Source organism: Allobosea lupini (assembly GCF_900109525.1).
Lineage (GTDB): Bacteria > Pseudomonadota > Alphaproteobacteria > Rhizobiales > Beijerinckiaceae > Allobosea > Allobosea lupini.
This window is the reverse complement of record NZ_FOAN01000003.1, coordinates 46,795-59,243: the sequence shown is the minus strand read 5'-3', so window position 1 is coordinate 59,243 and position 12,449 is coordinate 46,795. Positions and strand designations below refer to the sequence as shown.

The 12,449-nt window shown below is 66.7% G+C and carries 10 protein-coding genes; 6 read left to right on the top strand and 4 right to left on the bottom strand.

Going from position 1 to position 12,449, the window contains the following annotated elements; translation table 11 throughout:
• Nucleotides 1–45: 45 nt before the first annotated feature.
• Nucleotides 46–972 (top strand): DUF6454 family protein, encoded by a 927-nt coding sequence (locus BMZ21_RS09720; RefSeq protein ID WP_208862255.1) that lies wholly within the window; start codon nt 46–48, stop codon nt 970–972.
• A gap of 132 nt (nt 973–1,104) precedes the next feature.
• Here BMZ21_RS09720 and BMZ21_RS09715 read toward each other — a convergent pair whose 3' ends face one another.
• On the bottom strand, nt 1,105–2,121 hold the full coding sequence (locus BMZ21_RS09715; RefSeq protein ID WP_091832637.1) for a nickel/cobalt transporter: 1,017 nt from the start codon (nt 2,119–2,121) through the stop codon (nt 1,105–1,107).
• Complete coding sequence (locus BMZ21_RS09710; RefSeq protein WP_158673247.1) at nt 2,112–2,762, bottom strand: DUF1007 family protein; 651 nt, start codon at nt 2,760–2,762, stop codon at nt 2,112–2,114. Before BMZ21_RS09710 ends, BMZ21_RS09715 begins: the two co-directional genes overlap by 10 nt.
• Nucleotides 2,763–3,042: 280 nt before the next feature.
• Between BMZ21_RS09710 and BMZ21_RS09705 the strand changes: the two genes are divergently transcribed.
• The 3 genes from BMZ21_RS09705 (at nt 3,043) to BMZ21_RS09695 (ending at nt 8,072) form a co-directional block, all read left to right on the top strand.
• Complete coding sequence (locus tag BMZ21_RS09705; protein WP_091832631.1) at nt 3,043–6,597, top strand: indolepyruvate ferredoxin oxidoreductase family protein; 3,555 nt, start codon at nt 3,043–3,045, stop codon at nt 6,595–6,597.
• 73 nt (nt 6,598–6,670) lie between these two features.
• Nucleotides 6,671–7,264 (top strand): LysE family translocator, encoded by a 594-nt coding sequence (locus BMZ21_RS09700; RefSeq protein ID WP_091832628.1) that lies wholly within the window; start codon nt 6,671–6,673, stop codon nt 7,262–7,264.
• A 133-nt stretch (nt 7,265–7,397) separates the two neighbouring features.
• A complete protein-coding gene (locus BMZ21_RS09695) occupies nt 7,398–8,072 on the top strand; it encodes a Crp/Fnr family transcriptional regulator (RefSeq protein WP_091832625.1) in 675 nt (224 codons plus the stop codon).
• Here the strand turns inward: BMZ21_RS09695 and BMZ21_RS09690 are convergent.
• Nucleotides 8,008–8,757 (bottom strand): glutathione S-transferase family protein, encoded by a 750-nt coding sequence (locus BMZ21_RS09690; RefSeq protein ID WP_091832622.1) that lies wholly within the window; start codon nt 8,755–8,757, stop codon nt 8,008–8,010. The genes BMZ21_RS09695 and BMZ21_RS09690 overlap by 65 nt on opposite strands.
• Before the next feature lie 215 nt (nt 8,758–8,972).
• Here BMZ21_RS09690 and BMZ21_RS09685 point away from each other — a divergent pair, with 215 nt between their 5' ends.
• Both BMZ21_RS09685 and BMZ21_RS09680 read left to right on the top strand, forming a co-directional pair.
• A complete protein-coding gene (locus BMZ21_RS09685; protein ID WP_091832619.1) occupies nt 8,973–11,342 on the top strand; it encodes an Orn/Lys/Arg family decarboxylase in 2,370 nt (789 codons plus the stop codon).
• 15 nt (nt 11,343–11,357) lie between these two features.
• Nucleotides 11,358–11,897 (top strand): GNAT family N-acetyltransferase, encoded by a 540-nt coding sequence (locus BMZ21_RS09680; protein ID WP_091832616.1) that lies wholly within the window; start codon nt 11,358–11,360, stop codon nt 11,895–11,897.
• A gap of 39 nt (nt 11,898–11,936) precedes the next feature.
• Here the strand turns inward: BMZ21_RS09680 and BMZ21_RS09675 are convergent, their stop codons facing one another.
• Complete coding sequence (locus tag BMZ21_RS09675; protein ID WP_091832611.1) at nt 11,937–12,272, bottom strand: hypothetical protein; 336 nt, start codon at nt 12,270–12,272, stop codon at nt 11,937–11,939.
• Nucleotides 12,273–12,449 lie beyond the last annotated feature (177 nt).

The window sequence follows — 12,449 nt, the reverse complement described above, 5'->3', positions numbered from 1 at the left end:
TATCCCGGCAACACCCGAGAACCGGGCTGCCGCAGGAGGATCGCGATGAGGACTGCAATAATGGCGCTCGCCGCCACGGTGCTGGCGACGACGGCGCTGGCCGCCGACCCCGCGCTCAACACGCTGCTTCCGAAGCTGACGCGCGCGACGCAATGGACGCAAAAGGCGGCGATCGAGCTGCAGTTCCCGACCCACCACCCGCAGGGCATGGTCAAGATCGGCGACGCCTTCTTCATTTCCTCGGTCGAGATCAGGAAGCCGACGACGCGCTACGCCGAGCCGAAGGACGGCTATGACCGCGACACCGGCGAGGGCGCCGGCCATCTCTTCAAGGTCGATGCGCAGGGCAAGCTTCTCGGCAGCGTCACGCTCGGCGAGGGCACGATCTACCATCCCGGCGGCATCGATTTCGACGGCCGGGATCTCTGGGTCCCCGTCGCCGAATACCGGCCGAACAGCCAGTCGATCATCTACAAGGTCGACCCCGCGACGCTGAAGGCGACCGAGGTCTTCCGCTTCAAGGACCATGTCGGCGGCATCGTCCACAATACCGACGGCAAGTCGCTGCACGGCGTCAGCTGGGGCTCGCGCCGCTTCTACGCCTGGCCGCTCGGCGCCGACGGCAAGATCACCAACGCCGACGCTGCGCCGGAGAGCCTGCGCGTCGCCAATCCGGCGCTCTACATCGACTATCAGGACTGCCACTTTATCGGCATGGGCCGGATGCTCTGCTCCGGCCTCAACAATTACCGCGCCAGCAAGGACGGGCCGGTCTTCCGCCTCGGCGGCTTCGAGATCGTCGACCTCAAGGACAACCGCCCGGTCTTCCAGATGCCGGTCGAGCTCTGGTCGCCCTCCGGTCTGCCGATGACGCAGAACCCGTTCTGGGTCGAACCAGCGGGTGAAGGCGTGCGCGCCTATTTTGTGCCGGATGACGACAAGTCGACGCTGCTCATCTACGAGGCGAAGTGAAGGTTTCCCTTCTCCCCTCGGGGGAGAAGGTGGCAGCGCGAAGCGCTGACGGATGAGGGAAGGTTGGCTCGCCCAGTCAAAGCGCCCTCATCCCCCTGCCGGGACCTTCTCCCCCGAGGGGGAGAAGGTGGCTTAACTCCCCTGCCCTGCGGCCCACAGGCCGAAGAACAGCGCCGCGCCGAGCACCGCGACGAAGGCGGCCGCCAGCACTTCGAGCCCGGCGATGATCCGAGCTCCCTTCAACGAGCCGCCGCCGGCGAAGCGCAGGGCCGCGAACTTGAAGAACACCGCCAGCGCCGCCAGCGCCCCGGTGGTCAGCGCCGTGCCGAGCGCCATGGCGAAGGTCGCGGCGATGCCGGCCCAGAGCAGGCCCTGTGCATTGGCGAAGACCAGGATGATCAGCGCACCCGCGCAGGGACGCAGGCCCGCCGCCAGCACGACGCCGGCCATCTCGCGGAACGAGCGCAGGCGCGAGACCTCGTCGGCACCAGGCATATGGACGTGGTCGCAGGTTGCAGGGTCATGCGCCGCGCCGCCGCCGAGCGCGACGAGGCTGCCAGCCTTGCGCCAGAGCACGTAGAGCCCGACCATCGCGACCAGCGCGAAGCTGCCCTGCTCGATCACCCAGGTGGTCGAAGCCATGGTCTTGGCCGTCGCGTTCAGCGCCAGCGTCAGCGCCCCGACCAGCCCGATCGCCACCAGCGCCTGCACCAGCGCCGCTGCGAAGGAGAGCGCCAGCCCACGCTTCAGGCTGCGGTTGTCGGCGACGATGTAGCCGGAGATCACCGCCTTGCCGTGGCCGGGCCCGGCCGCATGGAAGACGCCATAGGCGAAGGCGAGCCCGAGCAGCCCGGGCAGCGCCGCCGGCGATTGCGCGATCGCCTTAAGCGTCGCCGTCAGCTCGCGATAAAAGCTCGACTGCCAGGCGAGGATGACCGCGCCGAGGCCGGTCGTCGCCGGCAGCGCCTCGCGCGGCAAGGCCGTGCCGAACGGATTGCGCGGCGGCGGGGGCGGCGGCGGGAAATAGAGACTGGCCAGCCAGGCGATCAGCCCGAGCGCGCCGGCGACGAGCGCCAGCGCCAGCAGCACAACGAGCAAACGGCGCGGCCAGAGCGGCAGGCCCGGCACGGCGGGAGCGCTCAGGGACATGCAACCAGCGCCCTGGTGGTGACCTGATAGGCGCTCATATCCGGCGTTGCGGTGATGTCCTCCTGCGCCAGGCGCTGCTGCGTCGCCGCATCGAGCTTGGGCGGGCGCATGATCCGGACGATGCAGCCCTTGGGCGCATCGCGCGTCGCCACCGCATCGGCCTCCTCGCCGATCTCGAAGGCGACGAAATAGGTGGGGTCGCCGACCTCGATGCCGAAGGAGCGGTTGGCGGTCGCCGGGGTCTTCAGCGGCAGCGTATAGGTCAGTGTCAGGATCTTGTTCTCATAGGCGAGCGAGGCTTCGCCCGGCGTGCCGAATTCCTGCACCTTGCCGTTCGCCTTGGCGATGGTGAAGAAGCCGACATCCGGCAGCGATTCCATGTTCACCTTGGCGAGCTCGGTCAGTTCGTCCGGGGTGATCTTGCCGTCGCCGTTCTTGTCGAGGCCCTGGACCATATAGGCCGAATAGGCCTCGTCGAAGCTCCAGCGATGGCGCAATGCCTTCACCGCGCCGCTGGCGTCATAGAGAATCTCGGTGCGCGAGGTCACGAAGACGTGCGGATGCGCCAGCGCCGGCAAGGCAAGGCCGAGCCAAGCCGAAATGGCTGCGAACAGCGTCAGGAGCGTCGAGTATCGCGGCACGCGGCAATTTCCTCGAATCTGCGGCGAATCCGGCCGAGCTTTCATACAAAAACGCGCCTGGCGCGCCTAGCCTTGCAATCCCGTGCCGTGAGCCCTGCCGGCATCGCCCGCAAAGGCGGCCAAATCGCGGCGCGAGCGGTCTCCGCCACTCTGGAATCACCCCAGGGTGATTTGACGATATCACGTCAGTTATGACAGCCTTGCTGACATAATAACGAATTGGTGACCGGCGCTACCGGTCCCTATAATCGATTTGAGCGCGATCGTCGGGAGGTCGGCCATGGCCGGTACGCAGCAGACTTCGCAAGGCCACGCGGCGAGTGAGCCGGAGCTCAGAGCCGTCGCGCTCGACGACAAATACGACCTTTCCAAGCAGCAGATCTTCCTGACCGGCACGCAGGCCATCGCCCGCATGCTGCTGGTCCAGCACGAACGCGACCGGCGTGCGGGCCTGAACACCGCCGGCTTCGTCTCCGGCTATCGCGGCTCGCCGCTCGGCGGGCTCGACCAGCAGCTTCAGCGGGCCGCCAAGCAGCTCAAGCCCGCCAATATCGTCTTCCAGCCCGGGCTCAACGAGGACCTCGCCGCCACCGCGATCTGGGGCACGCAGCAGGCCGAGCTCTCCGGCGAGGGCAAATATGACGGCGTCTTTTCGCTCTGGTACGGCAAGGGCCCCGGCGTCGACCGCACCGGCGACGTCTTCCGCCATGGCAACATGGCCGGCACCTCGCGCCATGGCGGCGTGCTCTGCCTGCTCGGCGACGACCACACCGCGGAATCCTCGACCAACGCTCACCAGACCGAGTTCGTCCTGGTCGACCGGATGATGCCGATCCTCAATCCGGCCGGCGTTCAGGAGATCATGGACTATTCCCTGCACGGCTTTGCGCTCTCGCGCTTCGCCAGCGTCTGGGTCGGCCTGAAATGCGTCAAGGACAACATCGAATCCACCGCCTCGGTCGACGGCTCGGTCGACCGGGTCAGCATCGCGATCCCCGATGATTTCGTCATGCCGCCGGGCGGCCTCAGCATCCGCCGCGAGCTCGATTTCCTCGACCAGGAAAAGCGCCTGCACCTGTACAAGCGCGCCGCGATCCTCACCTACTTACGCGCCAACAAGCTCAACCAGACCATCCTCTCCGGTGGGCAGACGCCGCGCATCGGCATCATCACCGTCGGCAAATCCTATCTCGACGTGCGCCAGGCGCTGGAGGAGCTCGGCCTCGACGAGGTCCGCGCCAATGATCTCGGCATCCGCCTGTTCAAGATCGCCTGCCCCTGGCCGCTCGATCCGCAGGAACTGAAGGACTTCGCCGCTGGACTAGACCTCGTCATGGTCGTGGAGGAGAAGCGCTCGCTGATCGAGGTCCAGCTGCGCGAGGAGCTCTACGGCACCGCGCACCAGCCCATGGTGATCGGCAAGAAGGACGAGCAGGGCGAGTGGCTCTTCCCGGTCCATGGCGCGCTCGATCCCAACGACATCGCCATCGCGCTCGGCGCGCGCCTGCTGCAGTACCGAGAGGATCCTGCGCTCAGGGCTCGGCTGGAAGAGATCGCCGCCGCTCAGGGCCGGCTCGCCGAGGCGATCGAAGTCGCCAAGCGCACGCCCTATTTCTGCTCGGGCTGCCCGCACAACTCATCGACCGTCGTGCCCGAGGGCTCGCGCGCCTATGCCGGCATCGGCTGCCATTACATGGTGCAGTGGATGGACCGCGACACCACCGGCTTCACCCAGATGGGCGGCGAAGGCGCCAACTGGGTCGGCGAAGCGCCGTTCTCCAAGCGCGGCCACGTCTTCCAGAATCTCGGCGACGGCACCTACACCCATTCCGGCTCGCTCGCGATCCGCTGGGCCGTCGCGAGCGGCGTCAACATCACCTACAAGCTGCTCTACAACGACGCTGTCGCAATGACCGGCGGCCAGCAGGCGGAAGGGCATTTGTCGCCCGACCAGATGGCGCGCCAAGTCGCGGCCGAGGGCGTCTCGCGCATTGCCGTGGTCTCCGACGATCCGGACAAGTACCCGGCCGGCACGCTCTGGCCTGCAGGAACCACCCTGCATCATCGCGACGATCTCGACGCCGTCCAGCGCGAGCTTGCGACCGCGTCAGGCGTCTCGCTGCTGCTTTACGACCAGACCTGCGCCACCGAGAAGCGCCGCCGGCGCAAGCGCGGCGCCTATCCCGATCCGGACAAGCGCGTCATCGTCAACGAGCTGGTCTGCGAGGGCTGCGGCGACTGCGGCGTGAAGTCGAACTGCGTCTCGGTGCAGCCGCTCGAGACCGAGTTCGGCCGCAAGCGCCAGATCGACCAGTCGAACTGCAACAAGGACTTCTCCTGCGTGAAGGGCTTTTGCCCCTCCTTCGTCACCGTGCATGGCGCGCGGCCGAAGAAGGCGGAGCCGCGCACGCTCGATGCCTCCGCGCTCGGCGCAAGCGATCTGCCCGAGCCCAGGGTGCCGGCGCTCGACCGCAATTTCGCTGTCGTCGTCACCGGCGTCGGCGGCACGGGCGTCGTCACCATCGGCGCGATCCTCGGCATGGCAGCCCACCTCGAAGGCAAGGGCTGCGGCATGATCGACATGGCCGGCCTCGCCCAGAAGGGCGGCGCGGTCTTCAGCCATGTCCGCCTCGCTCCGACGCCGGAGGAGATCCACGCCATCCGCGTCGCGGCCGGCCAGGCCGATCTCGTGCTCGGCTGCGACCTCACTGTCACCGGTTCGAAGAAGGTGCTGGGCGCGATCCGCCAGGGCCGCTCGACCGTCGTGGTCAACACCGCCGAATCCATGCCTGGCGATTTCACCCGCAACGCCGATTTCTCGCTGCCGACCGAGCGCCTGAAGCGGGCGATCATCTCGGCTTCCGGGCGTGACAACACCCATCTCGTCGATGCGACGGCCGCAGCCGTCTCATTCCTCGGCAATGCCATCGCCGCCAACATGTTCATGCTCGGCTATGCCTGGCAGCATGGCGGCGTGCCGCTCTCGCGGGCATCGCTGCTGCGGGCGATCGAGCTCAACGGCGAGGCCGTGGCGATGAACAAGCAGGCTTTCGAGCTCGGCCGCCGCTCCGCGCATGATCCGGCGGCCCTGCTCGCGGCGCTCGCCGAGGCCAAGGCGCCGACGGACGCCCGCCAGCTCTCGCAGAGCCTCGACGAGATCGTCGCCCGCCGCGTCGACTTCCTCACCCGCTACCAGAACGCCGCCTACGCGGCGCGCTATCGCGATCTCGTCGAGAAGGTCCGCGCCAAGGAGGCCGGCGTGCTTCCCGGCCAGAGCGCACTGGCCGAGAGCGTCGCGCGCTATCTTTTCAAGCTGATGGCCTACAAGGACGAGTACGAGGTCGCCCGGCTCTACAGCGACGGCGCCTTCCGCAAGCAGCTCGCCGCGACCTTCGAGCAGGATAGCGCTTCGGGTGAGCCCTTGCGCCTCGAATTCCACCTCGCACCGCCGCTCCTGGCCAAGCGCGATCCCAATACCGGCCTGCCGCGGAAGATGAGCTTCGGGCCGTGGATGCTGGGCGCCTTCGGCCTGCTGGCCAAGCTGAAGGGCCTGCGCGGCACCGCCTTCGACGTCTTCGGCTACACCCAGGAACGCAAGACAGAGCGCCGGCTCATCGCAGATTACGAGGCGCTGGTCGCCGAGATCCTTGGCAAGCTCTCGCCGCAGAACCATGCGCTCTGCGTTGCGCTGGCCGCAATCCCCGAGAAGATCCGCGGCTTCGGCCACGTCAAGGAGCGCCATCTCACGGCGGCAAAGGCCGAGGAGGCGGACCTCCTCAAGCGCCTGCGTGACGGGTCGGCGCAGGCGCTGGCGATGCCGAAGGCAGCCGAGTAGCCGCACGAACGTTCAAGACGGCCGATAGCTCCCCTGCTGTCCTCTGTGCTCGCTCACGGCTGCGGAGGACGACATGGATGGGCTGGCCGGATTCCTCCTCGCCGGCGTTGCGCTCACCGGCAGCCCCGGGCCGGCGACCCTGAGCCTGACCGCGACCGGCGCCGCCTTCGGCACTCGCCGCGGCCTCGCCTATGGCGCCGGCATCACGCTCGGAATGCTCGCGGTGATGGCCCTGACCGCGAGCGGCATCGTCGCCGTCGTCCTGGCGCTGCCGGGCCTGGCACCGGTCGTCACGGTGCTGTCGGCGCTCTACTTCCTCTATCTCGCCTTCTGGATCGCGACGGCGCCGCCGCTGGCCGATGCGGACAGCGACGCGGCGGCTCCCTCCTTCGCCGCCGGCTTCACGCTCTCGCTGGTCAATCCCAAGGGCTATGCGGCCATGGCCGCGCTGTTCTCCGGCTTCACGCTGCTGCCGCAGCAACCGGCGCTCGATGCAAGCCTCAAGATCGGCCTCCTGCTGCTGGTGATTGCCGCCGTCAACCTCGGCTGGCTTCTGGCCGGCTCCGGCCTGACCGGCCTGTTCCGTGATCCCTGGAGCAACCGCATCGTCAACCTGATCTTCGCGGCGCTGCTGCTCGCCTCGCTAGCCGCCGCGATCAGGTCCTGAGGGCCATCCCGTGGAAGCGACGCACGATGCACCTGGGGATCGGCGCAGATCGCACGACAGCCTGCCTGACTTGAGTTTGCGATGAACCGGGCCGCATAGTGCGCGACGAGCGCATGCGAGGGGCCGGCGAATCTTGATTTCCGAGGACGAGCTGCGCCGCATCGCCGCCTGGTCGAACGACCTCACGCCGGAGGAGTTCGAGGAGGCCAGGCGCGGCACCAGCCTCAAGGCCTATGGCAAGGGCGCCTATGTCTGCCATGTCGGCGACCGGCTGGAATCTTGGACCGGCGTCGCCGACGGGCTGCTCAAGATGAGCACGACCTCGCGCAGCGGCAAATCGGCGACGCTCGCCGGACTGCGCGGCGGCGCCTGGTTTGGTGAGGGCACGATCATCAAGAACGAGGCGCGGCGCTATGATCTCGTTGCGCTGCGCGAGAGCAAGGTCGCGCTGATGCGGCGCCAGACCTTCCTCTGGCTGTTCGAGCATTCGGCCGCCTTCAACCGCTTCCTGGTGCACCAGTTCAACGAGCGGCTCGCCCAGTTCATCGGGCTCGCCGAGTACGACCGCATGCTGGGCGCCACCGGTCGCCTCGCCCGCAACCTCGCCTGGCTGTTCAACCCGATCCTCTATCCGAACAACGAGCGGACGCTGACGATCAGCCAGGAGGAGCTCGGCCTGCTCGCCGGCATCTCCCGGCAGATGGCCAATCAGAGCCTCGCCAGGCTGTCCGAGCTCGGATTCATCAAGATCGGCCACAACGAGGTGACGATCCTCGATCTGGAGCGGCTGGCGCGCTACGAAGGGTAGACGGCGCTCGCTGGAAGCAAGGTCCGCTTCCGGGGTCTCGAAGCCTCAGACCCATGGCTGCGGGATGTGCTCCTGCGCATGGGCGCGCTGCACGGCTGGCCGGGCGATCATGCGCTGCAGATAAGCGCCCAGTTGCTGTCGGCTGGCGGCGGGTCGACGCATGCCGCGCGACCAGCGGGCAAGCGTAAAGAGATAGGCGTCCGCGGCCATAGGTGTCGCCCAGGAGCCAGGCACCGCCATGCCGCGCCAATTCCTCCTCGACACGGTCGAACTGGGCGTTCACGCGTTGCTCGGCCGCATCTCTCACTTCCGCTTGCGCTTCAACAGACGCCGCAACCTTGCTGGGGTGCAAATAGAGCGACAGATTGGCGTGCAAGGCAGTCGAAAGCCACATCAGCCATTTGTAGAACTGCGGCCTGAGAGCGCTGCCCTGCTCGGGCAATAGCGATGCGCCGCCCGTCTTTTCGAGGAGATGAAGGATGATGGCGACGCTCTCGTAGAGAACCAGATCGCCGTCTTCCAACACGGGGACAAGGCCGTCGGGATGCAGCGCGAGATAGGACGGGCTCCTGTTCGGCCCCTTGTGCAGGTTCACGAACGACAGCTCATAGTCCAAGCCGATCTCTTCGATGACGATGTGCGTGGCGAGGCTGATGAACCCGGGATAATAGTGAAGACGTAGCATCTCGGAGCTACCAATTCGGTCATCGTCTGGGGCGCCATTTGTCAGGCTCCCGACCTGCAGCGGTCAAGCTCACGATCCCCGGCTGGATTCGCAAACGTCCGCACTTACCGATTGCGGCAGGAGCGACGGCACTGTCCGAACCTAGCCGGCTCGATGGTCGCCGAATTGTCGCATAATTCGCCCAATGCTTCGGGCTCACGCCCAGCGGAGCCGGCATGGACTATTTCAGGCGCTTCACCTTCCTGTTCGCGACGCCGAACTTCGATGCCGAGGATCTCGAAGGCATCCGCTTCAATCAGATCATCGACGAGATCGAGCGGTCGGGCTTCGAGGTGGTCAAGGCGCGCAAGCTCGAAGATGCCGAGATCGCGGTCCAGACCGACGCCGCCATCGGCTGCATGGTGGTCGACTGGGGCAAGAAGGGCCTGGAAGGGAAGACCGCCGCGCTGATCAACCTGATGCGCCGGCGCGGCCTCGACTTCCCGATCATCCTGCTGATTCGCCGCAAGCGCTTCGAGGACGTGCCGGTCGAGGTGCTCGACTTCATCGACGGCTACATCTTCCTCTCGGAGGAGACGCCGCCCTTCATCGCCAAGAGCCTGATCAGCCGCCTCAAGCAATATGCCGAGACGCTGAAGACGCCGTTCTTCGGCGCGCTCGTCGACTATGCCGAGGAGGGCAACCATCTCTGGACCTGCCCGGGCCATAATGGCGGCGTGTTCTATAGCCGCAGCCCGATCGGCCGGGTCTTCATGGAGCATCTCGGCGAGGCGGTCTTCCGCGACGATCTCGACAATTCCGTGCTCGATCTCGGCGACCTCCTGACCCATGAGGGCCCGGCCCTCAAGGCGCAGAAGGAAGCGGCGCAGATCTTCGGGGCCGAGAAGACCTATTTCGTCCTGAACGGCACCTCGACCTCGAACAAGGTCGCGCTCGCAGCCCTGGTCACCGATGGCGACCTCGTCCTATTCGACCGCAACAACCACAAGGCCGCCCATCACGGCGCGCTGCTGATCGCCGGCGGCATACCCGTCTACATCCCGACCGCCCGCAATGCCTGGGGCCTGATCGGCCCGATGCGCTGGGAGAGCTTCGACGAGGAGGCTCTGCGCGAGCGCATTCGCACCAATCCGCTCGTCAAGGATGCCGAGGCCTGGACAAAGCCGCGCCCGTTTCGCGTCGCCGTGGTCGAGCAGTGCACCTATGACGGCACGATCCACTCGGCCCAGATGATCCTCGATAAGATCGGCCACCTCTGCGAGTACATCCTCTTCGACGAGGCCTGGGCCGGCTTCATGAAATTCCACCCGCTCTATGCCGGGCGCTTCGCCATGGGGCTGACAGGCTTGGGGCCGGACTCGCCCGGCATCATCGCGACGCAGTCGACGCACAAGCAGCTCGCGAGCTTCAGCCAGGCCTCGCAGATCCATATCAGGGACCGGCACATCAAGGGCCAGAAGCGGCGGGTCGAACACCGGCGCTTTAACGAGAGTTTCATGCAATACGCCTCGACCTCGCCGTTCTATCCGCTGTTCGCCTCGCTCGATGTCGGCGCGCAGATGATGAAGGGCCGCTCCGGCGAGGTGCTGTGGGACGACACGATCCGGCTCGGCATCGAGTTGCGCAAGAAGATCCGGGCTGTCCGCCGGGAATTCGAGGAGAAGGAGACGAGGCCGGAGCGGCGCTGGTTCTTCGAGCCCTTCGTGCCGGACCGGGTCACGATCGCCGACGCGTCGCGCGAAGGCGCCGTCCATGATGTCGCCTGGGAGATGGTGGCGACCGACCAGCTCGCCAGCAACCCCGCCTACTGGCAGCTCGCACCGGATGCCAACTGGCATGGCTTCACGCAGATGGAGCCGGGCTTTGCCATCACCGACCCCAACAAGCTGACCCTGCTGACGCCCGGCTTCGACCGCGAGACCGGCGCCTACGCCGAGCATGGCATCCCGGCGCCGGTTGTGGCGCAGTTCCTGCGCGAGAACCGGATCGTCGCCGAGAAGAACGATCTCAACTCGCTGCTCTTCCTGCTGACGCCGGGCGTCGAGGCCAGCAAGGCCGGCACGCTGATCAGCGGGCTCGTCGCCTTCAAGAAGCTGCACGACGACAACGCCCTGCTGGAAGAGGTGATCCCCGAATTCTACCGGCGCCGGCCCGGACGCTATGCCGGCGTGCGCCTGCGCGACCTTTGCGGAGAGATGCACCGCTTCTTCCGCGACCACGACGTCAGCGGCCTGCAAAACCGGCAGTTCTCGTCCGAGCATCTGCCGGAGATGGCGATGTCGCCGCATGATGCGGCGCGCTGCCTGACGCGCAACGATGTCGACTATCTGCCGATCGACGCCATCGCCGGGCGGATCGCGACGACGCCCTTCGTCGTCTACCCGCCGGGAATCGCCACGATCGTTCCCGGCGAGCGGCTGACCGAGCGGGCCCAGCCGATGATCGACTATCTCAAAATGTTCGAGGCCTGCTTCAACCTCTTCCCCGGCTTCGATGTCGAGATCCAGGGCGTCTATCGCGAGGTCGATGCCGAAGGGCGGGTGCGGCTCCACACCTATGTCGTCAGCGAGCAGGCGCAGGGTTGAGGATCGCGACGGCATATGGAGAGCGAGCTACCGATCATCATCCGCCCCTCCCGCGACGACGATGTCGAGCCGATGCTGGCGATCTATCGCCGGCACATCCGCCTCGGCATCGAGGCCGGTATCGAGGACACCGGCACGCCGCAGCCGGACGATCTCAAGGACCGGCGCAAGAACCTGCGCAGCCGCAAGCTGCCGCATCTGGTCGCGACCCGCGGCGGCGAGGTCGTCGGCTATGCCTATGTCGTGCTGTTCCGCAAGCGGCCGGCCTATCGCTTCACGGTGAAGCACTCGATCTACGTCCATCACCAGCATCTCGGCCGCGGCATCGGACGGCTCTTGATGCAGGCGCTGATCGACGCCTGCGCTGCCGCCGGCTTTCGCCAGATGATCGGCTATATCGACGCCGAGAATGGCGCCTCGCTCGCGCTGCACGAGCGCTTCGGCTTCGCCCGCGTGGGGCTGTTGCCGGGTGTCGCCTATCGCCACGGCAAATGGTCCGACAGCGTCATGGTGCAGAGATCGCTGGGGCCGGGTGCGACGCAGCCGATTGGGTGAGGCGGAATGTCGGCTTGCGACCCGTTGCCGACATCAGCACTACGATCCCCCACCCGGTGAGAAGAAGCAGAGCAACTCGCCCGCATCGTTCATGCAGAGATGGAAGAAGCCGTCCGGCGAAAGACGGGCCTTCTGATAGGGGATGTCGAGCACGGCCGGCTGGCGGCGCTCGCTGGCCCACATCGGATGGCGACGGGGCATGATCGTCACGACGAAGCCGGACGGAGTCTCCCGCACCTCGCTTGGATCGATCCGCGCGCAATCGGCCTCGGAGCAGCATTCGAACGGATAGTCCCAGCCACCCGGCGGCCGATGCGCATGCGTCTGCGTGGCGCCCGCGGCGAGCAGCATCGCGATCGAGGCAAGAGCACGCATTGGCTAGTCCCCGTATCGAGCTTCCGGTTCGAAAGCGGCAGATCGAAGGCGCTGCCTTCCACCCGCATCGCCCCGCCAGGTTCACCCCGAGGCCGGAGTATGGTAGCTCGGCGCCATGACCGCATCCATCCGGCTTCGCTGACCTCATCGAGCGCACGTCCGCAGCCCGCCTCACCG

What these genes read in the sequence shown, in the direction of transcription:
- BMZ21_RS09690 (WP_091832622.1), bottom strand. Translation starts at nt 8,757, where the DNA reads ATGCTACGTCTTCACTATTATCCCGGGTTCATCAGCCTCGCCACGCAC.
- BMZ21_RS09720 (WP_208862255.1), top strand. Translation starts at nt 46, where the DNA reads ATGAGGACTGCAATAATGGCGCTCGCCGCCACGGTGCTGGCGACGACG.
- BMZ21_RS09675 (WP_091832611.1), bottom strand. Translation starts at nt 12,272, where the DNA reads ATGCGTGCTCTTGCCTCGATCGCGATGCTGCTCGCCGCGGGCGCCACG.
- BMZ21_RS09705 (WP_091832631.1), top strand. Translation starts at nt 3,043, where the DNA reads ATGGCCGGTACGCAGCAGACTTCGCAAGGCCACGCGGCGAGTGAGCCG.
- BMZ21_RS09685 (WP_091832619.1), top strand. Translation starts at nt 8,973, where the DNA reads ATGGACTATTTCAGGCGCTTCACCTTCCTGTTCGCGACGCCGAACTTC.
- BMZ21_RS09680 (WP_091832616.1), top strand. Translation starts at nt 11,358, where the DNA reads ATGGAGAGCGAGCTACCGATCATCATCCGCCCCTCCCGCGACGACGAT.
- BMZ21_RS09715 (WP_091832637.1), bottom strand. Translation starts at nt 2,121, where the DNA reads ATGTCCCTGAGCGCTCCCGCCGTGCCGGGCCTGCCGCTCTGGCCGCGC.
- BMZ21_RS09700 (WP_091832628.1), top strand. Translation starts at nt 6,671, where the DNA reads ATGGATGGGCTGGCCGGATTCCTCCTCGCCGGCGTTGCGCTCACCGGC.